17 protein-coding genes, 2 tRNA genes and 3 rRNA genes are annotated in these 23,796 nt (G+C 45.3%); 19 read left to right on the forward strand and 3 right to left on the reverse strand.

Translation table 11 applies throughout. The features are described 5' to 3' along the window. Positions 1–13: 13 nt before the first annotated feature. Entirely contained in the window at positions 14–571 is a 558-nt protein-coding gene (locus tag ACMXYS_RS01800) for a cytochrome c oxidase assembly protein (RefSeq protein WP_415883288.1), read from the forward strand. Next, positions 568–1,452, forward strand: coding sequence for a cytochrome c oxidase subunit 3 (locus ACMXYS_RS01805; RefSeq protein WP_415897420.1), 885 nt, complete (start codon positions 568–570; stop codon positions 1,450–1,452). Before ACMXYS_RS01800 ends, ACMXYS_RS01805 begins: the two co-directional genes overlap by 4 nt. 4 nt (positions 1,453–1,456) lie before the next feature. On the opposite strand, the gene ACMXYS_RS01810 is transcribed toward ACMXYS_RS01805, so the two are convergent. Then, a complete protein-coding gene (locus tag ACMXYS_RS01810; protein WP_415883290.1) occupies positions 1,457–1,660 on the reverse strand; it encodes a twin transmembrane helix small protein in 204 nt (67 codons plus the stop codon). Between the two features lie 37 nt (positions 1,661–1,697). Between ACMXYS_RS01810 and ACMXYS_RS01815 the strand changes: the two genes are divergently transcribed. The 11 genes from ACMXYS_RS01815 to ACMXYS_RS01865 all read left to right on the forward strand — a co-directional run bounded on the left by ACMXYS_RS01815 (position 1,698) and on the right by ACMXYS_RS01865 (position 12,420). Beyond that, a complete protein-coding gene (locus ACMXYS_RS01815) occupies positions 1,698–2,426 on the forward strand; it encodes an SURF1 family protein (protein WP_415883291.1) in 729 nt (242 codons plus the stop codon). Beyond that, positions 2,413–2,883 carry a hypothetical protein gene (locus ACMXYS_RS01820; RefSeq protein WP_415897421.1) on the forward strand — a complete coding sequence of 157 codons (471 nt, stop codon included), beginning with the start codon at positions 2,413–2,415 and terminating at the stop codon, positions 2,881–2,883. The genes ACMXYS_RS01815 and ACMXYS_RS01820 overlap by 14 nt, the downstream gene beginning before the upstream one ends. Before the next feature lie 15 nt (positions 2,884–2,898). Continuing rightward, positions 2,899–3,900: a COX15/CtaA family protein gene (locus ACMXYS_RS01825; protein ID WP_415897422.1), complete on the forward strand. Its 1,002-nt coding sequence runs from the start codon at positions 2,899–2,901 to the stop codon at positions 3,898–3,900. Beyond that, a complete protein-coding gene (cyoE, locus tag ACMXYS_RS01830; protein WP_415897423.1) occupies positions 3,893–4,786 on the forward strand; it encodes a heme o synthase in 894 nt (297 codons plus the stop codon). Before ACMXYS_RS01825 ends, cyoE begins: the two co-directional genes overlap by 8 nt. Before the next feature lie 134 nt (positions 4,787–4,920). Next, on the forward strand, positions 4,921–5,526 hold the full coding sequence (locus tag ACMXYS_RS01835) for a Yip1 family protein (RefSeq protein ID WP_415883295.1): 606 nt from the start codon (positions 4,921–4,923) through the stop codon (positions 5,524–5,526). A 623-nt stretch (positions 5,527–6,149) separates the two neighbouring features. Then, positions 6,150–7,689: ribosomal RNA gene (locus tag ACMXYS_RS01840) — 16S ribosomal RNA — on the forward strand. 68 nt (positions 7,690–7,757) lie between these two features. Then, positions 7,758–7,834, forward strand: a tRNA-Ile gene (locus tag ACMXYS_RS01845). A gap of 24 nt (positions 7,835–7,858) precedes the next feature. Continuing rightward, positions 7,859–7,934, forward strand: a tRNA-Ala gene (locus ACMXYS_RS01850). A gap of 216 nt (positions 7,935–8,150) precedes the next feature. Beyond that, a 23S ribosomal RNA gene (locus ACMXYS_RS01855) occupies positions 8,151–11,038 on the forward strand. Between the two features lie 142 nt (positions 11,039–11,180). Further along, a 5S ribosomal RNA gene (rrf, locus tag ACMXYS_RS01860) occupies positions 11,181–11,296 on the forward strand. Together the 16S, 23S and 5S rRNA genes with 2 tRNA genes alongside form the textbook arrangement of a ribosomal RNA operon. Positions 11,297–11,616: 320 nt before the next feature. Beyond that, the gene (locus tag ACMXYS_RS01865; protein WP_415883296.1) at positions 11,617–12,420 is read left to right on the forward strand and encodes a substrate-binding periplasmic protein; all 804 of its coding nucleotides are present in this window, start codon (positions 11,617–11,619) and stop codon (positions 12,418–12,420) included. A 46-nt stretch (positions 12,421–12,466) separates the two neighbouring features. On the opposite strand, the gene ACMXYS_RS01870 is transcribed toward ACMXYS_RS01865, so the two are convergent. Then, the gene (locus ACMXYS_RS01870; RefSeq protein WP_415897424.1) at positions 12,467–14,437 is read right to left on the reverse strand and encodes a methyl-accepting chemotaxis protein; all 1,971 of its coding nucleotides are present in this window, start codon (positions 14,435–14,437) and stop codon (positions 12,467–12,469) included. A 288-nt stretch (positions 14,438–14,725) separates the two neighbouring features. On the opposite strand from ACMXYS_RS01870, the gene carA reads away from it, so the two are divergent. The 3 genes from carA to greA all read left to right on the forward strand — a co-directional run bounded on the left by carA (position 14,726) and on the right by greA (position 19,649). Then, the gene (gene carA, locus ACMXYS_RS01875) at positions 14,726–15,859 is read left to right on the forward strand and encodes a glutamine-hydrolyzing carbamoyl-phosphate synthase small subunit (RefSeq protein WP_415883298.1); all 1,134 of its coding nucleotides are present in this window, start codon (positions 14,726–14,728) and stop codon (positions 15,857–15,859) included. Positions 15,860–15,960: 101 nt separating this feature from the next. Next, entirely contained in the window at positions 15,961–19,170 is a 3,210-nt protein-coding gene (gene carB / locus ACMXYS_RS01880) for a carbamoyl-phosphate synthase large subunit (protein ID WP_415883299.1), read from the forward strand. A gap of 2 nt (positions 19,171–19,172) precedes the next feature. Beyond that, positions 19,173–19,649 carry a transcription elongation factor GreA gene (gene greA / locus ACMXYS_RS01885; RefSeq protein ID WP_415883300.1) on the forward strand — a complete coding sequence of 159 codons (477 nt, stop codon included), beginning with the start codon at positions 19,173–19,175 and terminating at the stop codon, positions 19,647–19,649. 71 nt (positions 19,650–19,720) lie between these two features. Here the strand turns inward: greA and ACMXYS_RS01890 are convergent, their stop codons facing one another. Further along, on the reverse strand, positions 19,721–20,023 hold the full coding sequence (locus ACMXYS_RS01890) for a YhbY family RNA-binding protein (protein WP_415883301.1): 303 nt from the start codon (positions 20,021–20,023) through the stop codon (positions 19,721–19,723). Positions 20,024–20,172: 149 nt separating this feature from the next. Between ACMXYS_RS01890 and rlmE the strand changes: the two genes are divergently transcribed. From rlmE to folP, 3 genes are all read left to right on the forward strand, one after another. Next, positions 20,173–20,793 carry a 23S rRNA (uridine(2552)-2'-O)-methyltransferase RlmE gene (gene rlmE / locus ACMXYS_RS01895; RefSeq protein WP_415883302.1) on the forward strand — a complete coding sequence of 207 codons (621 nt, stop codon included), beginning with the start codon at positions 20,173–20,175 and terminating at the stop codon, positions 20,791–20,793. 100 nt (positions 20,794–20,893) lie between these two features. After that, positions 20,894–22,852, forward strand: a complete 1,959-nt coding sequence (gene ftsH / locus ACMXYS_RS01900; RefSeq protein ID WP_415883303.1) for an ATP-dependent zinc metalloprotease FtsH — start codon at positions 20,894–20,896, stop codon at positions 22,850–22,852. A gap of 80 nt (positions 22,853–22,932) precedes the next feature. Next, positions 22,933–23,784, forward strand: coding sequence for a dihydropteroate synthase (folP, locus tag ACMXYS_RS01905; RefSeq protein ID WP_415897425.1), 852 nt, complete (start codon positions 22,933–22,935; stop codon positions 23,782–23,784). Positions 23,785–23,796 lie beyond the last annotated feature (12 nt).

Below are 23,796 nucleotides of genomic sequence, written 5' to 3' on the forward strand. Positions count from 1 at the left end.
TTGAGAGGTTGTTATGGTAGAGCAACGACATAAGAAAACAGTGCTATCACTGTTAAGTGGAACCCTGATTATGTTTGGGTTTGGCTTCGCGTTGGTACCTCTATATGACGTGTTTTGTGATATCACGGGGCTAAACGGCAAAGTGGATCTGGTTGCAGCGGAGCCGAGTTTGGTTGTGGATAACAGTCGGCAGGTAAAATTGCAGCTGGTGGCTATTAACAACGAATCTATGCCTTGGCGATTTAAACCAGAAAAAACTTCTATCATTTTGTCGCCTGGGGAAATGTATCAAACAGCCTATAAGGCGCGCAATTTGACCGATAACTTCATGATTGCGCAAGCAGTCCCTTCGGTTTCACCTTCAGAAGCTGCGCCTTATGTGCAAAAGATTAATTGTTTCTGTTTCGAACGGCAGCCGCTAAAAGCGAAAGAATTAAAGGCGATGCCGCTGGTTGTTTCTATCGCGCCAGAGCTTCCTAAGCACATAAAAACAGTAACACTTTCATACACCCTATTTGATATCACACCAGAAGCGGAAGTGAATTTGTCTGCGAGGAGGAACTCTCTATGAGTACTCAAACTTACTATGTGCCAGAACAAAGTCGTTGGCCTATTTTAGCATCGATCGCTTTGTTCTTTATGGCTTACGGTGCAGGCAGCTTAATCAATAGCCTTACCGCAGAAGAGGCTGGTGGAGCTGGTTTAATTCTTCTATTAGCCGGTGCATTGGGAATGGGGCTTATTTTATTGGGCTGGTTTAGCAACGTTATCCATGAAAGTGGTGAAGGTTTATACAGCCCACAAATGGATCGCTCATTCCGCTGGGGGATGAGCTGGTTTATCTTTTCTGAGGTTATGTTCTTTGCTGCATTCTTTGGCACTTTATTTTATGTCAGGACGTTAGCGGTGCCTTGGCTGGGTGGTGAAGGTGATAAAGGTGTTTCAAACATGCTGTGGGAAGGCTTTGAGGCACAGTGGCCTTTGATGGTGACACCAGATCAAAATGCTTTTCCGGGTCCTAAAGAGGTAATCGATCCTTGGCATATACCACTTTTCAATACCATTTTACTGATCGCATCGAGTTTTACAGTCACCCTTGCGCATAAAGCACTTAAGTTGGATCAACGCTCTAGGGTGGTGTTTTGGTTAGCTGTGACTGTCTTGCTGGGCAGCGTGTTTCTATATTTTCAAGCTTATGAGTATGTACTTGCTTACAACGAATTAGGCTTAACGCTTAATGCCGGTATATACGGGGCAACCTTTTTTATTCTTACAGGTTTTCATGGATTACATGTCACTTTAGGCACGCTGATGTTGATCATTATTTGGTTGCGGGTAATCAAAGGGCATTTCAGTTCAGAAAAGCATTTTGGTTTTGAGGCGGTGGCTTGGTATTGGCACTTTGTTGATGTGGTATGGGTCGGCTTGTTTCTATTTGTTTATATCTTGTAGTCGCTTAAAGCCCGTGAGGAACAATCTCACCGGTATAGAAGCCATAAATAAGTACCGCGATGATCATGACACTAAAAGTGACCCTGAAGAAAAGTGAGTTAACGGTTCGATGAGATTGACCTTGATCTCTTACTAAGAAGTAGAGGCCGGAAAATAAACTGATGAGAACGGCCATAAACAGAAGTAGTAAAAGTAACTTTAACGACATGCGCAGTACCTGATAGCTGTTCTTGGTGTAGGTAACTATGAGTAAAGTTCAGAGTGGTTCAGCCTTCAAGTGGATGTTGTGGATATCTGGAATTGTATTGTTGCCATTATTGATCGGACTGGGACTTTGGCAGTTGGACAGAGCGGAACAAAAGCAAGAGCTATTGGATAGCTGGCAACAAGCAGAACCAAGTCAGGAATTGCCGTTGGAGCAAGAGATGATAAGAGGGAGTTATAAAGCGGTTATCTTGAAGGGAGTGTTCGATCGAGAACGGTACTTTCTTTTAGATAATCGAGTACGAAAGGGGCGTGCTGGTTATGAGGTCGTTGCTCTATTTACTGCGGCTAGTGGTCGAAATGTATTGGTGAATCTTGGTTGGGTGTTAGCTTCGCAGGATCGCGGGGTTTTACCTGAAGTTGAAGTGCCTAAAGCTCAGCAAACGATAAGTGGAAGTATCAGGGTGGTTGAGAAAGGTTTTGCTTTATCAGGTGATGATCTAGCAGAGGATCGGTGGCCTAAGGTAATTCAGCAATTGGATGTGGAAAAAATATCGTCTCGGCTAGTTACAAGTATTGATGCGTTGGAAATAAGGCTAACAGAGCCGCTTGTTTCAGGTTTAGATCTAAATTGGCCAGTAGTGAATATGAAGCCAGAGAAACATTTAGGTTATGCATTTCAATGGTTCGCTATGGCATTTGCGTTGTTGTGTTTATTGATTTGGAGCGCTCTAAAGATAAGAAAGGAGGCTGTATATGAACAGGTTTAGTTTTTGGCTTGTTTGGGCGGTTGGCTTAGTACCCATGCTGGTGGCTTCTTTTATGTTTTTTACGGGGATGATGATTCCAGAGCAGCGTGTTCATTCAGGTACTTTGCTTTCTGATCAGCATATTAATGATCTGAGCTTGGTTGGGAGTGAGCTGAAACAGCGTAAGTGGCAACTGTTATTAACTAAGCAAGATGATTGTGTCTCGCGTTGCGAGAAATGGTCAAAGGTGCTTAGCAATCTGCACACAGCATTAGGTAAGGAGCAAGATCGGGTCAAGCTGTTACAAGTGGATCTGAGTGCAACCACACTAGATAGGAATGAGTTTGGAAAGTTAGGAACGGCAATATGGGTCGTCGACCCATTAGGCAATATGGTGCTGCGATATACCTTATCAGATGAGCCGAGTCTGATTCTTAAAGATCTGCGCAAGCTGTTGAAAATGTCCCGGATTGGATAAGCCACGGGGGAATTAATGTTAAAGCTGATATGGCGGTTGAGTAATGTGGTATTAGTGCTTGCGCTCTGCGTTGTGTTGTTAGGAGCGTGGACTCGAATTAACCATGCGGGACTAAGCTGCCCTGACTGGCCTGGGTGTTATGGCTATATGTTGATGCCTACTGATCAAGCAGCTTTGACTGAAGCGCAGTTTATTTACCCTGATACACCTATAGAGCTTGGTAAAACAGCACTAGAGATGGGGCATCGTTATTTAGCGGGAACTTTAGGCCTAGTCATAGCGGCTTTGGCTTTTTGTGCCTATAGATTAAGGCGCGTGCAAACATATCCGGTTTATTTAAGTTATGGCTTGCTCTTGTTAGTGACAGTGCAGGCTGTATTTGGAATGTGGACGGTCACATTAAAGCTTTACCCGCCAGTAGTGACTTTGCATCTTTTAGGGGGAGTGCTGACGTTAACAGGTGTATATGTCCTCAGAAGCAAAGTGAAAACATTGATGGCTGGAGTGAAAAAGCAAAGGACTAAATGCAGTAAGTGGATCAAGTATGCTTTGGCTGTTTTGTTGCTGCAGATAGTGTTGGGTGGCTGGACTAGCTCAAACTATGCAGGACCAGCTTGTGGTCATTGGCTAAGTTGCAGCATGGGCGAGAATGCCAGCAGCGATTTTACGAGAGGTTTTAATCTTACGGAAACTATTGGCCAAAATTATCAAGGTGGTTTGCTGCCACTAGATGCACGTGTAGCGATTCAGCAGGGGCATAGAATTGGTGCATTGGTGGTATTGATCGTGTGTGTTTGGCTAGTGGTTAAGTTACATCGACAGGTATATATGCGAAGTTGGCTATATGGGTTGTTAGCCTTGTTATCGATCCAGATATTGCTGGGTGGATTAAACGCTATTTATGCAGTCCCTAATCTGTTGGCGATTGGGCACCATGCAGTGGCGGTTGGATTATTGTTGGTTCTGTTAAAAATTTATGAGCTGCGGCTACGGACTGTAGAGGTGAATCATGGATAACCAAGAATTAGTAAGCATTCGTACAGAAGGGGTTTCTTGGCGAGATTATCTGATTTTATGTAAGCCTAAGGTTGTGGTCGTTATGCTGGTAACTGCTGCTGTGGGTATGTTTCTAGCAGTGCAGGAAATTCCACCGATTAGTAACGTCTTATTAGGACTAGTTGGAATTGGCATGGCAGCTGGCTCTGCAGCAGCAGTAAATCACATCATGGATCGTAAGATCGATGAAAAAATGGCTCGGACGAAAAGGCGGCCTTTACCCCAAGGCAAATTAAGTCCGCTACAAGCACTGTTATTCGCAGCTGTGCTTGGTGTATCAGGAATTGCAATCTTGGTCTTCTGGGTTAATGCGCTGACAGCATGGTTAACAGTGGCGGCGTTAATGGGTTATGCGGTGGTCTATACTGTATGGCTGAAAAGAGCGACACCCCAGAATATTGTAATCGGCGGTATAGCCGGTGCAGCACCACCGCTATTAGGCTGGACAGCTATAGCAGGCTCGATAGAACCGAACGCGTTGCTACTTGTGCTTATTATCTTTGCTTGGACACCTCCGCACTTTTGGGCTCTGTGTATAGCTCGCAAAGAGGACTATGCAAAAGCTGGTATTCCAATGCTGCCAGTTACACATGGTGTCGCATATACACGTTTGCAAATCATGCTTTATAGCATGTTAATGGTGGCAACAACGTTATTCCCTGTTATGACGGGAATGAGTGGGGCGATTTATCTGGGTTTGGTGTTAGCACTAAATGCTCAATTTCTATATAGGGTTGCTTGCTTGTGGACAGAGCCAAGTCAATCACCCATGTTACTTTTTAAATACAGTATCAATTACATCATGTTGCTGTTTGTCGCATTGCTTGTAGATCACTACATGATATGAAAAACAGCAACGGTTAAAACTTAAAGTTCCTGAAACCTGTGGAAATGGAGAGAAAATCAGTAATGAAACAAGAAGTTAATTGATGTAGCGCTAATGGATTGGTGCTGCACCTAAATTAAACGAGGGGATGCATCATGTTTATTCAGCATATGATGGGAATAATGTACCACCCAAAAGAGGAGTGGGGACAAATAAGAAAAGAGCACTACAGCGCGTCGCATATATATATGCAACAAATAAGTATTCTGGCTGCCATACCAGCAATCTCAATGTTCATCGGGACAACCCAAATAGGTTGGAGCATTGCGGGTTCTGAATATGTGAAGCTAGATGCAATGAGCGCCTTGCCTGCTGCAATCGCATTTTACTTTGCAATGTGGGTTGGAGTTGGGTTTATAACATGGGCCATTCATTGGATGGAGAAGAACTATGGCGGCAACGTTTCATTTGATGATTGCCTATCGCTAGCGACTTATACAGCGACGCCAATGTTCTTAGCAGGCTTGTCTGCGTTGTATCCATTGCTATGGTTTAATGTGACCGTTGGTTTATTCGCAATTTGTTACACGGTCTACCTACTATACATAGGTGTTCCGGTGATAATGAAAATACCAGAAGAAAGGGCCTTTCTATTTTCAACATCTATCTTGACAGTGGGACTCTGTACACTAGTGGGTATTATTGTTGCTTCTGTTATTCTATGGGGCACAGTGATTCCACTAAACTATATACCGGTGTAATGGCTAAATAAGCTATAAATTACTCGGAAACTGAAAGGCGCTTAAGCAATTTTGTAAGCGCCTTTCTTGTTTGTTGTATAAATAACAATCATGTCTGATCAATCCTTGATCGATTTGTGATGGTTTGTAAGTTTTTTACAACTTTTTGCACTTTTTTTAAGATTGGGTGTTGACCCTTTTTTAGATGTCTGTAGAATTCGCCGTCCTTGCTTAGGGAGGCCGCTTTTTAAGGGGCTGCAGAGCTGAGTGAGGTGCTTAGTAAGTGATTGAAAACATTGGTTTTTAAGATTGCTTACGGAGCAGGATTCAAAGTCTGGTTGCTGAGTAAAAACTTTTTACGAAATTGCAAAATAAACGGTTGACTTTGAATGAGCGCAAAGTAGAATATGCGCCTCGCTTGAGACGAAACGCTGATTCAGCGGAGAGTCAAGAAAGCAACGCTCTTTAACAATTTGATCAGATAATTCGTGTGGGCGCTTGTTGAGAAGAAGCAAATTTTTTCTAGACAAGCAACCAAGTGAATTCATTTAAAGCGATTTACAAAGGTTTAACGTTCTTAAGAATGTTATCCGGTTGTTTAGTACTAGAGCCCGTTACCACATTCCTGGTAACACAAATGATTTAAACTGAAGAGTTTGATCATGGCTCAGATTGAACGCTGGCGGCAGGCCTAACACATGCAAGTCGAACGGTAACATGACTAGCTTGCTAGTTGATGACGAGTGGCGGACGGGTGAGTAACGCGTAGGAATCTACCCAGTAGCGGGGGATAAGCCAGAGAAATTTGGTCTAATACCGCATACGCCCTAAGGGGGAAAGCAGGGGATCTTCGGACCTTGCACTATTGGATGAGCCTGCGTGAGATTAGCTAGTTGGTGAGGTAATGGCTCACCAAGGCGACGATCTCTAGCTGGTCTGAGAGGATGATCAGCCACACTGGAACTGAGACACGGTCCAGACTCCTACGGGAGGCAGCAGTGGGGAATATTGCACAATGGGCGCAAGCCTGATGCAGCCATGCCGCGTGTGTGAAGAAGGCCCTAGGGTTGTAAAGCACTTTCAGCAGTGAGGAAAGGTTAGTAGTTAATACCTGCTAGCTGTGACGTTAACTGCAGAAGAAGCACCGGCTAACTCCGTGCCAGCAGCCGCGGTAATACGGAGGGTGCGAGCGTTAATCGGAATTACTGGGCGTAAAGCGCGCGTAGGTGGATTGGTCAGTCAGATGTGAAAGCCCAGGGCTCAACCTTGGAACTGCACCTGATACTGCCAATCTAGAATACGGTAGAGGGTAGTGGAATTTCCTGTGTAGCGGTGAAATGCGTAGATATAGGAAGGAACACCAGTGGCGAAGGCGACTACCTGGACCGATATTGACACTGAGGTGCGAAAGCGTGGGGAGCAAACAGGATTAGATACCCTGGTAGTCCACGCCGTAAACGATGTCTACTAGCCGTTGGGAGACTTGATCTTTTAGTGGCGCAGCTAACGCGATAAGTAGACCGCCTGGGGAGTACGGCCGCAAGGTTAAAACTCAAATGAATTGACGGGGGCCCGCACAAGCGGTGGAGCATGTGGTTTAATTCGACGCAACGCGAAGAACCTTACCAACTCTTGACATCCAGAGAAGTTACTAGAGATAGTTTCGTGCCTTCGGGAACTCTGAGACAGGTGCTGCATGGCTGTCGTCAGCTCGTGTTGTGAAATGTTGGGTTAAGTCCCGTAACGAGCGCAACCCTTGTCCTTATTTGCCAGCACTTCGGGTGGGAACTCTAAGGAGACTGCCGGTGACAAACCGGAGGAAGGTGGGGACGACGTCAAGTCATCATGGCCCTTACGAGTTGGGCTACACACGTGCTACAATGGCCGGTACAGAGGGCCGCGAACCTGCGAGGGTAAGCTAATCTCAGAAAACCGGTCGTAGTCCGGATTGGAGTCTGCAACTCGACTCCATGAAGTCGGAATCGCTAGTAATCGCGAATCAGAATGTCGCGGTGAATACGTTCCCGGGCCTTGTACACACCGCCCGTCACACCATGGGAGTGGATTGCACCAGAAGTAGCTAGCTTAACCTTCGGGAGGGCGGTTACCACGGTGTGGTTCATGACTGGGGTGAAGTCGTAACAAGGTAGCCCTAGGGGAACCTGGGGCTGGATCACCTCCTTAAACGAAAGCCGATTCTCGGCAAGCGTTCACACGAATTATCTGATCAGAGAAGTTAAGAGCAACGGTGTAGGCTTGTAGCTCAGCTGGTTAGAGCGCACCCCTGATAAGGGTGAGGTCGGTGGTTCAAGTCCACTCAGGCCTACCAATCAATAGCCTTACTGTTTTTCTTGGGGCTATAGCTCAGCTGGGAGAGCGCCTGCTTTGCACGCAGGAGGTCTGCGGTTCGATCCCGCATAGCTCCACCATCATCCTCTGGATGAGAAGGAAGAGTTTTAAAACATATTGTCGTTTAAGACATTATCTTTTAAAGCTTTTTTGCTTTAAACGCTCTTTAACAATTTGGATTTGATTCATTTGATTTAGATTTAAGACATGTAGTTTTACTGCATGCGCCAATTCGGCGAAATCTATCGTTACTAGCAATACAAGTTACTGTGATTCCAGACGCCTTCGGGTTATATGGTCAAGTGACTAAGCGTGCACGGTGGATGCCTTGGCAGTCAGAGGCGATGAAGGACGTTGTAACCTGCGATAAGGTTCGGGGAGGTGGTAAACAACCTTTGATCCGGACATTTCCGAATGGGGAAACCCACCTATTTATAGGTATCTTTTAACTGAATACATAGGTTATTAGAGGCGAACCTGGGGAACTGAAACATCTAAGTACCCAGAGGAAAAGAAATCAACCGAGATTCCCTAAGTAGCGGCGAGCGAACGGGGACTAGCCCTTAAGCTTTATTAGATTTAACAGAACACTCTGGAAAGTGTGGCCATAGTGGGTGATAGCCCCGTATGTGAAAGGTCTTTTAAAGTGAAATCGAGTAGGACGGCACACGTGAAACGCTGTCTGAATATGGGGGGACCATCCTCCAAGGCTAAATACTCCTGACTGACCGATAGTGAACCAGTACCGTGAGGGAAAGGCGAAAAGAACCCCTGTGAGGGGAGTGAAATAGACCCTGAAACCGTGTACGTACAAGCAGTGGGAGCCGTTTTCGGACGGTGACTGCGTACCTTTTGTATAATGGGTCAGCGACTTACTTTTAGTGGCAAGGTTAAGCATTTGCGGAGCCGTAGGGAAACCGAGTCTTAATAGGGCGTCCAGTCGCTAGGAGTAGACCCGAAACCGAGTGATCTATCCATGGGCAGGTTGAAGATGCAGTAACATGCATTGGAGGACCGAACCGACTGTCGTTGAAAAGCCAGCGGATGACTTGTGGATAGGAGTGAAAGGCTAATCAAACTCGGAGATAGCTGGTTCTCCTCGAAAACTATTTAGGTAGTGCCTCGTGTCTAACCATGGGGGGTAGAGCACTGTTTCGGCTAGGGGGTCATCCCGACTTACCAACCCGATGCAAACTCCGAATACCCATGAGTTCAATCACGGGAGACACACGGCGGGTGCTAACGTCCGTCGTGGAAAGGGAAACAACCCAGACCGTCAGCTAAGGTCCCAAAGTTTATGCTAAGTGGGAAACGATGTGGGAAGGCTTAGACAGCTAGGAGGTTGGCTTAGAAGCAGCCACCCTTTAAAGAAAGCGTAATAGCTCACTAGTCGAGTCGGCCCGCGCGGAAGATATAACGGGGCTAAGCATAACACCGAAGCTACGGATGCACTTTGTGCATGGTAGAGGAGCGTTCTGTAAGCTGTTGAAGCGGAAGCTGTAAGGCACCGTGGAGGTATCAGAAGTGCGAATGCTGACATGAGTAACGATAAGGGAGGTGAAAACCCTCCCCGCCGGAAGACCAAGGGTTCCTATCCAACGCTATTCGAGGTAGGGTGAGTCGGCCCCTAAGGAGAGGCTGAAGAGCGTATCCGATGGGAAACAGGTTAATATTCCTGTACTGCTCATAACTGCGATGGGGGGACGGAGAAGGCTAGGCTAGCGCGGCGTTGGTTGTCCGCGTTTAAGATAGTAGGTTTAGAGCTTAGGTAAATCCGGGCTCTTTTAAGACCGAGAATCGATGACGAGGTCCTTTATGGACTGAAGTAGTTGATGCCATGCTTCCAGGAAAATCCTCTAAGCTTCAGGTTATGACTAACCGTACCCTAAACCGACACAGGTGGTCAGGTAGAGAATACTAAGGCGTATGAGAAAACTCGGGTGAAGGAACTAGGCAAAATGGCACCGTAACTTCGGGAGAAGGTGCGCCGGTTTTGGTGATGGGACTTGCTCCCTAAGCTGAGGCCGGTCGAAGATACCAGGTGGCTGCGACTGTTTATTAAAAACATAGCACTCTGCAAACTCGAAAGAGGACGTATAGGGTGTGACGCCTGCCCGGTGCCGGAAGGTTAATTGATGGGGTTAGCGCTTGCGCGAAGCTCTTGATCGAAGCCCCGGTAAACGGCGGCCGTAACTATAACGGTCCTAAGGTAGCGAAATTCCTTGTCGGGTAAGTTCCGACCTGCACGAATGGCGTAACGATGGCCACACTGTCTCCACCCGAGACTCAGTGAAATTGAAATAGCTGTTAAGATGCAGTTTACCCGCGGCTAGACGGAAAGACCCCGTGAACCTTTACTACAGCTTCACAGTGGACTTTGACATTACTTGTGTAGAATAGCTGGGAGGCTTTGAAACCCTGTCGCCAGATAGGGTGGAGCCACCTTTGAAATACCAGCCTGGTAATGTTGAGGTTCTAACCCAGTTCCCTAAGCGGGATCGGGGACATTGTGTGGTGGGTAGTTTGACTGGGGCGGTCTCCTCCCAAAGAGTAACGGAGGAGCACGAAGGTACCCTCAGCATGGTCGGAAATCATGCAATGAGCGCAAGAGTAGAAGGGTGCTTGACTGCGAGACAGACACGTCGAGCAGGTACGAAAGTAGGTTCTAGTGATCCGGTGGTTCTGTATGGAAGGGCCATCGCTCAACGGATAAAAGGTACTCCGGGGATAACAGGCTGATACCGCCCAAGAGTTCACATCGACGGCGGTGTTTGGCACCTCGATGTCGGCTCATCACATCCTGGGGCTGAAGCCGGTCCCAAGGGTATGGCTGTTCGCCATTTAAAGTGGTACGCGAGCTGGGTTTAGAACGTCGTGAGACAGTTCGGTCCCTATCTGCCGTGGGCGTTTGAGATTTGAGAAGAGTTGCTCCTAGTACGAGAGGACCGGAGTGAACGAACCTCTGGTGTACCGGTTGTGATGCCAATTGCATTGCCGGGTAGCTACGTTCGGACGGGATAACCGCTGAAAGCATCTAAGCGGGAAGCCTCCTTCAAGATGAGATCTCACTGGGAACTTGATTCCCCTAAAGGGCCGTTGAAGACTACGACGTTGATAGGTTGGGTGTGGAAGCGCTGTGAGGCGTTGAGCTAACCAATACTAATTGCCCGTGAGGCTTGACCATATAACGCCCAAGGCGTTTGGCAAGTGACTTGTAAGATACGTAAGACGATAGAGAGTAACGAATTAGCGCGTAGTTAAGCTACAGTCGATAAACTATCTAGATCAAATAAAAGAAGAATCAGATCTAAGTTGTAACAGTTTTGCTTGGCGACCATAGAGTTGTGGAACCACCTGAATCCATCCCGAACTCAGACGTGAAACGCAACATCGCCGATGGTAGTGTGGGGCTTCCCCATGTGAGAGTAGGTCATCGCCAAGCATTTAATTAAGAGAAAACCCCGGTCACGATGTGATCGGGGTTTTTTCGTTGTGGGTTATAAAATACGGTTAAGAGCGGATAGGCGCTGCTTAGAGCGGATAAAAACGGGTAAAAGCAGATAAGCCCGTCAGGATGAGTTGTCTTAATTAACCCGAATATTAAACTGAATGCTGTCCTTAGCTGTCCTTAGCTGTCCTTAGCTGTCCTTAGCTGTCCTTAGCAATCTAGATACCCACAACTCAATAAACTTGCTGCTTATTTGTCCTTGTATCTATACTGCTTCTGAGGATTCGGTCTTACAGAGGCGAAAGGTGCTGGTGATGAAGAGCGTTAAGTTCTACTTTAAGTTTTGTTTTATATCATTAATGGCGGTTATCTCTGCTTCTTTGCATGCAGAAGAGTGTAAGGTTTTAACAGCGACAGGGAATTCAGAATATCCACCTTATCTTTGGCGTGCTGATGATGGCACTACCGATCTGTTAGGTGCTAATCGTTTGATAATGGATGAGCTAGGTAAGCGCTTGGGTGTTGATATTCAACTTCAGGATGTCGGTTCATGGGCCAGAGCGCAGGATATGCTTCGCTCCGGAAGGATTGATTTGATGGCTGGGGCTTTTTATACGATCCCTCGGAACCAGTATATGGATTATGTTTATCCAGCTTTCCTCAATACAAAGAGTGTTGTTTGGAGGCGTAAAGGGTCTGGCCTTGTATACGATAAGCGAGAAGACCTTATTGGAAGGTCGGGTGTAACTGTAATAAACAATAGTTTTGGTCAAGAGTTTGATGAGTACGCCAAGGCTAATTTGAATTTGCAGTATGTTGCATCGCTAAAGCAGGCGTTTCTTATGATTAAGCGGTCAAGAGCTGACTACGCGTTGTATGAGCAGAACCCAGGATTGGCTTATGCTGACTTGCTTGGCTATAAATCAGATCTTGAAGTGCTAGACCCAGCTATTAGTAGTGAGGGTTTATATCTTACTGTATCACATAAATCCAAATGCAACACAGGTGCTTTAAGAGGGATGTTAGCTAAAGCAATAAGGGACATGGAGACAGATGGTTTTATGGTTAATGCTTTAACAGTAAGTCTTAAAAACTGGAATGAGTTTTCTGCAAAGTAGTTTGATTAATCGTAAAAAGCCCGGCATAAGCCGGGCTTTTTATTTGTTAATGTAGTCTTGAAATTACTGCGGTTAATTGTTCGCTTGCAAATGATAGCTGCTCAGCTTGTTGTTTGTTTGTTTCAGCTGCAGATTTTGTGTATTGGCTTAATGTATTGGTTGTCTCAATTGTATCTGCTATTTCTGAGGTCACAGAGGTTTGCTCTTCTGTTGACGATGCGATTAAAACACTCATATCGTTAATTTCACTGATTGAGTTTCTAATGATTTTAATTGCTTCTTGAGCGTCTTTTGCAAGATTTACAGTGTCGGTTGCAGCTCTTTGTTGGATACCCATCTTCTCAACAGTTTGCTCGGTCGTTTGATTTAAACGGGTTGTGATTCTTTGAATTTCATCTGCTGATTTTGCGGTGTTTGCTGCAAGGTTTCTCACTTCGTCTGCTACTACAGCAAACCCGCGACCTGTTTCCCCTGCTCGAGCTGCTTCGATTGCTGCGTTTAAGGCCAATAAGTTGGTTTGTTCTGCGAAGCCTTGTATTACACCGAGTACATTTTGTATAGCAATAGAATCTTCTTGTAACGCGTTCAGTGATTCTGATGTTGCTGCAATTTCATTGTTTAACTTATCTATATGATCACCCGTAGCTTTAATTTGTTCATAACCTTTATTTGCAAGTTGCGAGGCTTCTAGTGTTGCTGAGCTGCTTTGTGTTGCTCTCGCTGCTACTTCAGTAAATGAGCTGTTTAGCTGTGTAATTTGTACTACAGCATTTTCAGTGGCTGCTTGTTGCAGTTGCACTGTGTTTTCTAGCTGTGTTGCTTCTGTTATGGCGCTGTTTTGGAGTTGTCTTAAATTGTTGGTTTCCTGCTGGATATCCATAAGGAATTTTTTGAAGAAGCATTGCAGTCTGTCTATAGCGCTATTGAGTGTTTCGGCTTCGGTTAGTCTTGAATTTATTTGGATGTTGCTGCTAAATTTTCCATGTGACAGTTGATCTATATATTCCGTTGTTGCGATCAGGATGCTACCTAATTTACGCAGTAATATGTTCATGGATATGCCAGTTGCAATAATCAGAACGGTACATATTGTCATGATTAGATATACCGAAAACTGAATATCCTCATATCTATCTGCGATAGTGCTGGCGATGCTTGCCACTGAGTGCTCTAAATTAGCCACATTTTTTTGTGCAGCAGAGCTTGATTTATTTTTTTGTTGACTGAACTTTTTCGCATTTTGAAGTTCTTTGGGGTAGCGATTAACAAGATCTTTAATGTTTGCTATAGGTTCATCGCCAATCTCTTCTTTGTCGTTATCGCTCGCAATTTCAATTGCAAGGCCTAGTAAAGAGGAGAGGTCATCTTCATCTTCTGCTTCTTTGAATATGCCGAGTCGATCAAGCTTACTAATTGCTTCTGCGTCTTTCTTAAGTTCAGATAGGATAAATTGAATCTGTTGTAGGCTCTCGTTTTTGTTTTTTTCAAAGTAGCTTTGGCGGCTGTGGCTGAGTAGAGCAGTGTTTTTTTGCAGGCTAAATAGTAAATCTACATAACTATTCTTGATATGGTTTTGATCGTAACTTGCTTTGTCTGCATATTCTTTGACGGATTGTATGGCGTCGTTTAATTCTCTTTCATTATGTATGAGTAATACTTCTGGTTGTGCAAGTTTGCCGGCGGCGCGCATTTCGGTGAGAGTTTTATCCTTTATGTTCTTTAATTGACCTAGAACGCCAGCTTGTATCTCTTCTGGTAAGTTTCTTTGTGTGCTTTCTGAAAGGGCTTCAAGATTCTTTTCTAGTGTCGTTAGTAATGTCGCATCCCCTGTAATCAAATACTTTGAGACAGGCTGTTCTAGCTTTATGTAGATTTCATTAATGTAGCCATGATAGTTGTCTTTCATTTTGAAGGCGGAATCTAGGCGTTCTAAGGACCAAAAAATAGCGGTAGCCAATAAAATTACGATTAGGGCTAATGTTATGCTCGCAATGCGTGTAATTGTCGAAATCTTCATAAGAGGCCTTATGTTTATGAGAGCGGTGTTTGATACAGTTTCTTGCAGTGCTTTTTACTTCAATAATGTGACAGATGTGTTAATTGACCGTTTGTTACATAACTCTTTTTATTGAGTGTGATGGACAGATTGGCGAATTTGGCATAGAATGCAGTCGTTTTGCCTAAGGCAAAATTTACACACAGGTTTCTAAAACAAAAAAGCGAGGTTAACTTCAGGTTTTACCTCGCTTTTTTGCACGTATCGTTTCTGATTTTTGTTGTTGCGCATTTACGCGGGGAGGTTCAATTGGCGAGACCAGCCATTCTTGCTCTTGAAGACGGAAGCATTTTCAAGGGCGTAGCCATTGGCGCAGACGGTCTGTCTAGCGGCGAGGTTGTATTTAATACCTCTATGACGGGTTACCAGGAGATCCTAACGGATCCATCATACTGCCGTCAGATTGTTACCCTGACATATCCACATATTGGTAATACTGGCACCAATACGGAAGATGAAGAATCTTCTCGCACGTGGGCTGCTGGTTTAGTCATTCGTGACCTTCCATTGGTTGCGAGTAACTTCCGTAATGAAAAGAACCTTGATGATTATCTTAAGGATAACAATATCGTTGGTATCGCTGATATTGATACACGACGTTTAACACGCATTTTGCGTGAAAAGGGTTCTCTTAACGGTTGCATCATGGCCGGTGATATTGATGAAGCTAAAGCGCTAGCAGAAGCTAAATCGTTCCCTGGTCTAAAAGGTATGGATCTTGCTCAAGTTGTTACAACTGAAGAGACATACGAGTGGACTTCTTCTACTTGGAAGCTAGGCCAAGGCCATGAAGATAAAACTGCAGCAGATCAAGAGTTTCATGTTGTTGCATATGACTACGGTGTGAAACGCAATATTTTGCGCATGTTGGTTGAACGCGGTTGCCGCCTAACGGTTGTTCCTGCAAAAACACCAGCTGCAGAAGTGCTTGCGATGAATCCAGATGGCGTATTCCTATCTAATGGCCCTGGTGATCCAGAACCATGTGATTACGCAATTGCTGCAATTGAAGAGATCTGCAAAACAGATCTACCTGTATTTGGTATCTGCTTGGGCCATCAGCTACTAGCGTTGGCTTCTGGTGCTAAGACAGTAAAAATGAAGTTTGGTCACCACGGTGCTAACCACCCAGTTCAAGATTTGGATGGCAAGCAAGTGATGATTACCTCTCAAAACCACGGTTTTGCTGTTGACGAAGATGCGCTTCCAGAAAATGTGCGTGCTACGCATAAGTCTCTGTTTGATGGCTCTTTGCAGGGTATTGAGAGAACAGATCGTGCGGCATTTAGTTTCCAGGGCCACCCTGAAGCTAGCCCAGGCCCACACGATGTAGCGCCTCTATTTGATCGCTTCATCGAAGATATGAAGGCTGCGAAAGCTTAATCGCAGTTCGGCCTGAGTTTACAGGCTTTTGAAACGATACAAGGCAGGTGTGAATTAGCCGCCTGCCGCAGTTATTAACTGATACGACTGGTTTATTACCGATGCCAAAACGTACGGACTTAAAAAGTATTTTGATTCTTGGTGCTGGCCCGATTGTTATCGGTCAGGCATGTGAATTCGACTATTCTGGCGCACAAGCTTGTAAAGCTTTGCGTGAAGAAGGTTACCGCGTCATTCTGGTTAACTCTAACCCTGCAACCATTATGACTGATCCAGCGATGGCTGACTCAACTTACATTGAGCCAATCAACTGGAAGACAGTAGAAAAGATTATCGCCAAAGAAAAGCCTGATGCACTTCTACCTACAATGGGTGGTCAGACTGCATTAAACTGTGCTTTGGATCTTGAGCGTGAAGGCGTTCTTGAAAAACATGGCGTTGAGATGATCGGTGCCAACGCTGACACTATCGATAAAGCGGAAGACCGTGATCGTTTCGATAAGGCGATGAAAGCAATTGGCCTTGAATGCCCACGTGCTGCAATTGCTCACAGTATGGAAGAAGCGTTGCAGGTTCAAGCGCAGCTAGGCTTCCCATGTATCATTCGCCCTTCTTTCACTATGGGTGGTACCGGTGGTGGTATTGCGTATAACAAAGAAGAGTTTATCGAGATCTGTGAGCGTGGTCTGGATCTTTCTCCAACGACTGAGTTGTTGATCGACGAATCTTTGATCGGTTGGAAAGAGTACGAGATGGAAGTTGTTCGTGATAAAAACGACAACTGCATCATCGTTTGCGCGATCGAGAACTTCGATGCAATGGGTGTTCACACAGGTGATTCTATCACTGTTGCACCAGCGCAAACGCTTACTGATAAAGAATATCAAATCATGCGTAATGCCTCTTTGGCAGTACTGCGTGAAATCGGCGTAGAAACTGGCGGTTCTAACGTACAGTTTGGTGTAAACCCGAAAGATGGCCGTATGGTAGTAATCGAGATGAACCCTCGTGTATCTCGTTCTTCCGCTTTGGCATCTAAAGCGACAGGCTTCCCAATTGCTAAAGTAGCTGCGAAGCTAGCAATTGGTTACACACTAGATGAGCTACAAAACGATATCACTGGCGGTGCTACGCCAGCGTCTTTCGAGCCATCTATTGACTACGTTGTTACTAAGATCCCTCGTTTTACTTTCGAGAAATTCCCGCAGGCAAATGATCGTCTAACAACTCAGATGAAGTCTGTTGGTGAGGTTATGGCGATTGGCCGTACTCAGCAGGAATCTCTTCAGAAAGCGCTTCGTGGTCTAGAGGTTGGTGCGACTGGTTTCGACCCAATCATCGACATTACTAGCGAAGATGCGCGTTCTACGATCGTACGTGAGATGAAAGAGCCGGGTGCTGAGCGTATCTGGTACCTAGGCGATGCATTTCGTATGGGTATGAGCGTTGAAGAACTATACGAGATCAGCGGTATTGATCCTTGGTTCTTGGTTCAAGTAGAAGACATTATCAAAGATGAGCAGCGCGTATCTGAGATGGCAATGTCCGATCTTGATAAAGATGCTGTGTTCCGTCTTAAGCGTAAAGGTTTCTCTGATGAGCGTTTAGCGACTCTTCTTGGTGTATCTGAGAAACAGTTCCGTAAGCATCGTCACAACCTAGATGTGCGTCCAGTTTATAAACGCGTTGATACCTGTGCGGCAGAATTCGCATCTGATACAGCTTACATGTACTCCTCTTATGAAGAAGAGTGTGAAGCGAATCCTTCTGACCGTGACAAGATCATGGTTATTGGTGGTGGTCCAAACCGTATCGGTCAAGGTATTGAGTTTGACTACTGCTGTGTACACGCAGCACTTGCAGCGCGTGATGACGGTTTCGAAACAATCATGGTTAACTGTAACCCTGAGACTGTTTCTACTGACTACGATACTTCTGATCGTCTGTTCTTCGAGCCAATCACACTTGAAGATGTGCTTGAAATCGTAAATGTTGAGAAGCCAAAAGGTGTTATCGTTCAGTACGGTGGTCAGACGCCACTGAAACTGGCTGTTGCACTTGAGCAGGCTGGCGTACCAATTATCGGTACTTCTCCAGAAGCGATTGACCGTGCAGAAGACCGTGAACAGTTCCAGCAAATGCTGAAGCGCCTTGGTCTTAAGCAGCCAGAAAACGCGACTGTACGTTCTCTAGAAGAAGCGATCATCGAAGCTGACAAGCTTGGTTACCCGCTCGTTGTTCGTCCATCTTATGTGCTAGGTGGTCGTGCAATGGAGATCGTTTACAAAGAGGAAGAGCTGCGCCGCTACATGAATACTGCGGTACAAGTATCTAACGACGCGCCAGTATTGTTGGATCACTTCCTAAATGCAGCGGTTGAAGTTGATATTGATGCAGTTTGCGACGGTAAGGATGTAGTTATCGGTGCAATCATGCAGCACATCGAGCAAGCGGGTGTCCACTCTGGTGACTCTGCATGTTCATTCCCTCCGTATAGTCTTGCTGATGATGTTCAAGATGAAATGCGTGAGATGGTACGTAAAATGGCGTTGGAGCTAGGTGTGGTTGGCCTAATGAATACCCAGCTTGCATATCAGGATGGTGAAATTTACGTGATCGAGGTTAACCCTCGTGCATCCCGTACTGTACCGTTTGTTTCTAAGTGTATCGGTGTTTCTCTAGCGAAAATCGGTGCGCAGGTAATGACTGGTAAGACTCTAGCTGAACTTGGCTTCACTAAAGAGATCGTGCCAACATTGTTCAACGTGAAAGAAGCTGTATTCCCGTTCAACAAGTTCCAAGGTGTTGACCCAATTCTATCCCCAGAGATGAAATCTACTGGTGAAGTAATGGGTGTTGGCGCTACCTTCGGTGAAGCGTTTATGAAGGCGCAGATCGGTGCGGGTGAAACTATGCCGCAAGCAGGTAAAGCGTTCATCTCTGTACGTGAAGTTGATAAAGATGCTTCCATGCAGATTGCTAAGGATCTGGTTGAGCTAGGCTTCTCTCTAGTGGCTACTCGTGGTACTGCTAAGCTAATGGCTGAGCAAGGCCTTGAGGTTGAAGTTGTAAACAAAGTGATGGAAGGTCGTCCAAACATTGTTGATATGATCAAGAATGATGAGATTGCTTACATTGTGAATACAACTGAAGGCCGTAAAGCGATCGAAGATTCAGCTGATATTCGTCGTAGTGCTCTACAGCATAAAGTGCCATATACCACTACGTTGGCAGGTGCTGAAGCGATTACTATGGCGCTACAGTACGGCGAAGAGAAAGACGTTCGTCGCGTTCAGGATATAGGAGCATAATTGTGAATCGTGTACCTATGACTGCAGCAGGTGAGAAAGCGCTTCGAGAAGAGCTTGATCAACTGAAAACTGTAGATCGTCCACGGGTAATTGCTGATATTGCAGAAGCGCGTGAACACGGTGACTTGAAGGAAAACGCTGAATACCATGCTGCTCGCGAGCAGCAGGGTTTCATCGAGGGTCGTATTCAGGAGCTGGAAGCTAAGCTGTCTAACTGTCAAGTAATTGATGTAACAGCTATTCCACACTCTGGTAAGGTTATCTTCGGTACTACAGTAACCATCATTAACTTAGATACAGATGAGTCTAAAACTTATCAGATCGTAGGTGATGATGAAGCTGATATCAAAGCGAACAAAATCTCAGTTAACTCGCCGATTGCTCGTGGCCTAGTAGGCAAAGAGGAAGGTGATATCGTAAATATTCAGACGCCGGGTGGCGCTACTGAATATGAGATTGATGAGGTTGCTCATATCTGAGCAGACTAAAAAAGGGTGCCTAGGCACCCTTTTTTGTATTTATGCTGTTTTAATAGCTTGCTCAGTAGATATTAACGTAACAAGTTAGATAGTTTTGGGTTTGGCTCAAGCGCTCTACGGTAAATTAGCGCAATGTGACCAATCTCTTGCACGATCTCAGCTTCAACGATTTCGCATAGTTCGCGAATCAGTTGTTTTTTAACGTCGCGATCACCAACAGCAAACTTTACCTTGATCAGTTCGTGATCTTCTAAAGCGCGATCGACTTCAAGTTGAATAGCTTCAGTTAGGCCTTTTCCTGCTACAGTTACTAGAGGATTAAGTTTGTGGCCTATAGTGCGGTAATGCTTCTTTTGCTCAGTGCTCAAGCTCATATTAAAATACGGTGCCTCAAAGTTTAGCTGGGCGTTTATTGCGAATATTATCTAATACCCTAGTCCAGCATATTTAATTAATTATATTTTACCTGAGTTATGCGGTTCTGAGTAGCGCATGGCTCATTCAATCAAGAGAGTGAAACGAAGTGGCGAAAGCATCAAGTAGTGAACGTTGGTTAAAAGAACACTTTGATGATCATTGGGTGAAAAAATCCAAAGAGCTCGGTTATAGATCGCGTGCTAGTTTTAAGCTGATTGAATTAGATGAAAAAGATAAGCTGCTTAAACAGGGAATGACGGTTGTGGATTTAGGTGCGGCCCCTGGCGGTTGGTCTCAAGTGGCTGCGGAGCGCGTTGGTGATCATGGTCGAGTGGTGGCATCAGATATTCTGCCGATGGACAGTATGGCGGGTGTGGAGTTCGTTCAAGGTGACTTTACTGAGGAAGAAGTGCTGCATAAAATCCTAAATGCATTAGGAGATGAGCCAGCAGACCTTGTAATTTCAGATATGGCCCCCAATATGAGTGGTATGTCTGCTGTTGATCAGCCGGCAGCAATGTATTTGGTTGAGCTTGCTTTGGATATGGCGCGCGAGGTGTTGAAGCCTGGCGGTACGTTTGTCGCTAAAGTATTCCAAGGTGAGGGTTTTGATCAATATTTAAAAGATATGCGTACAAGTTTTGACAAAGTGGTTACGCGTAAGCCTGATTCTTCTCGAGCTCGTTCCCGTGAAGTCTACCTTTTAGGTAAAGGTTTTAAAGGTTAATTAGTGTTTTAGTAGTCAATCGTGGCTGCATAGTATAGTGTTTAGCGTTTTCTATAACGCCTAACAAAATCAGCAAATTGAGGGTATTCCATTGAATGATATGGCGAAAAATCTAGTTCTATGGCTGGTGATCGCAGCGGTATTGCTGACTGTTTTTAATAATTTTAATGAAAAGGCCGAGTCTAACCGACTAAGTTACTCTGATTTTGTCAAAGAAGTTCAGGATGATCGTGTGACTAAAGTCATTATTGATGGCTATATTATTCAGGGCCAGCGCTCTAACGGTGATATGTTTGAAACCGTACGCCCAGCGCTTCAGGACCCTAAACTGGTTGATGATCTAATTAATCACAATGTTGTGATTGAAGGTAAGCAACCAGAGCAGCAGAGTATTTGGACTCAGTTGCTAGTCGCTTCTTTCCCTATCCTTGTCATTATTGCAGTGTTCATGTTCTTTATGCGTCAGATGCAAGGCGGTGGTGGCAAAGGCGGTCCAATGTCTTTCGGTAAGTCCAAAGCGCGTATGATGAGCGAAGATCAGATTAAAACGACCTTCGATGATGTTGCTGGCGTTGAAGAGGCTAAGGAAGATGTTCGTGAGCTAGTAGATTTTCTTCGTGATCCGGGTAAATTTCAGCGCCTAGGCGGCCATATTCCACGTGGTGTGTTGATGGCGGGTAATCCGGGTACTGGTAAAACCTTGTTGGCGAAAGCAATAGCCGGCGAAGCGAAAGTACCGTTCTTTAGTATTTCTGGTTCTGACTTCGTAGAGATGTTTGTAGGTGTGGGTGCATCCCGTGTTCGTGACATGTTTGATCAAGCGAAGAAAAATGCGCCATGTATTATCTTCATCGACGAGATCGACGCTGTAGGTCGTCACCGTGGTGTTGGCATGGGTGGTGGTAATGATGAGCGTGAACAGACATTGAACCAGTTATTGGTAGAGATGGATGGCTTTGAAGGCAGTGAAGGTATTATCGTAATCGCTGCAACTAACCGTCCAGATGTACTTGATCCTGCACTTCTGCGTCCAGGTCGTTTTGACCGTCAGGTACATGTAGGTCTTCCAGATATTCTTGGTCGTGAGAAAATTCTTAAAGTGCACATGCGTAAAGTGCCATTAGGTGAAGATGTTAAGCCTGATCTGATTGCGCGTGGTACGCCTGGTTTCTCTGGTGCTGATCTAGCGAACCTTGTAAACGAAGCAGCCCTATTTGCAGCACGCGCTAACAAACGTACTGTAAGTATGATTCAGTTTGAGCAAGCGAAAGACAAAATTATGATGGGCGCTGAGCGTAAATCTATGGTGATGTCTGAAAAAGAGCGCTTGAATACAGCATACCATGAAGCTGGCCACGCGATTGTTGGTCGTCTAATGCCAGAGCATGATCCTGTGTATAAAGTTTCTATTATTCCGCGCGGTCGTGCGTTAGGTGTGACTATGTTCTTGCCTGAAGAAGATCGTTATAGCCATAGCCGCCAATCTATCTTGTCTAACATTTGTTCACTTTACGGTGGCCGAATTGCGGAAGAGATGACACTGGGTAAAGAAGGTGTAACCACAGGTGCATCGAACGATATTCAGCGTGCGACTTCATTTGCTCGTAGCATGGTAGCGAAATGGGGTTTGAGTGAAGAGCTTGGGCCATTGCTATACGATGAGGAAGAGTCAGATCCATTTAACCGTGGCTATGGTCAAGGTGCTAAACCGCTAGCAGAAGAGACGCAGCGTCGTATTGACACTGAAACGCGCAAGATTATCGATGAGTGTTACCAGAAGGCAGAGCAAATTCTGGAAGATAATCGCGATATTCTAGAGACTATGTGTCAGGCTCTGATGAAGTATGAAACGATCGATAGTAAGCAGATTGATCAGCTAATGAATCGTGAAGAAGTATCTGCTCCAGAAGGTTGGGTGGAAGAAGACAAAAGCGGTTCAGATCATGGTGCCAGCGAAAACGTAAATGCTGATACTGATACTGAATCGAAGGCTGATGATCGATCAGATGATGATTCAGATCAGGACATTCCACGCTCACCAGATAATAATATTCACTAAACACAAGGTGAATATGAAAAGGCTGGCTTTGTAGAAAGTCAGCCTTTTTTCATTGTATAACGTAATGAAGAACAGGATCTATGCGCCAGTTAGTCTGTGGTAATCGAACTCTAAACTTAGCTGATACCCATGTTATGGGGATTTTGAATGTTACGCCCGACTCGTTCTCAGATGGCGGAACGTTGTATTCCAATCAGCAAGTAAGATTGGATAATGTCATTCGACAAGCTGAAGGGATGGTGACCGACGGTGCGACTATCTTGGATGTGGGTGGTGAATCTACCCGACCAGGCGCTGCTACAGTGACTCTAGACGAAGAGCTAGGTCGAGTGCTTCCAGTTGTAGAGAAAATAGCATCAGAGCTAGATGTGGTTATCTCCGTTGATACCAGTACTCCTGAAGTAATAACTGAGTCAGTTAAACTAGGTGCGGGTTTAATCAATGACGTTAGAGCTCTTGGACGCGAAGGTGCACTAGTGGCCGCCGCTAAAACCAATCTGCCTATCTGCTTGATGCATATGCAGGGGAGTCCGGCGACAATGCAGGATGCTCCTTCGTATGATGATGTTCTAGATGATGTTGAGTACTTCTTACTGCAGCGAGTGAAAGCGTGCGAAGCGGCGGGGATTACAAAAGATAGATTACTACTAGATCCAGGGTTCGGGTTTGGTAAGAGCGTAGAGCATAATCTACGTCTAATGAATAATTTAGATAGATTGAAGCAACATGACCTGCCCTTATTAATAGGGACGTCTAGAAAATCGATGATAGGCGCTGTTCTCAATAGAGAAGTTGAGCAACGACTACCAGGTAGCTTAGCCACTGTTGCGCTTGCTGTAATGCAAGGTGCAGAAATAATTCGTGTACATGACGTTGCGGAAACGGTTGATGTAGTGAAGATGACCCGTGCGGTTATGGCTGAGACGGTATAAAAGGAATATAAG

This window comes from Neptuniibacter sp. QD57_21 (assembly GCF_047778075.1).
In the GTDB taxonomy this organism is placed as follows: Bacteria; Pseudomonadota; Gammaproteobacteria; order Pseudomonadales; family Balneatricaceae; genus Neptuniibacter.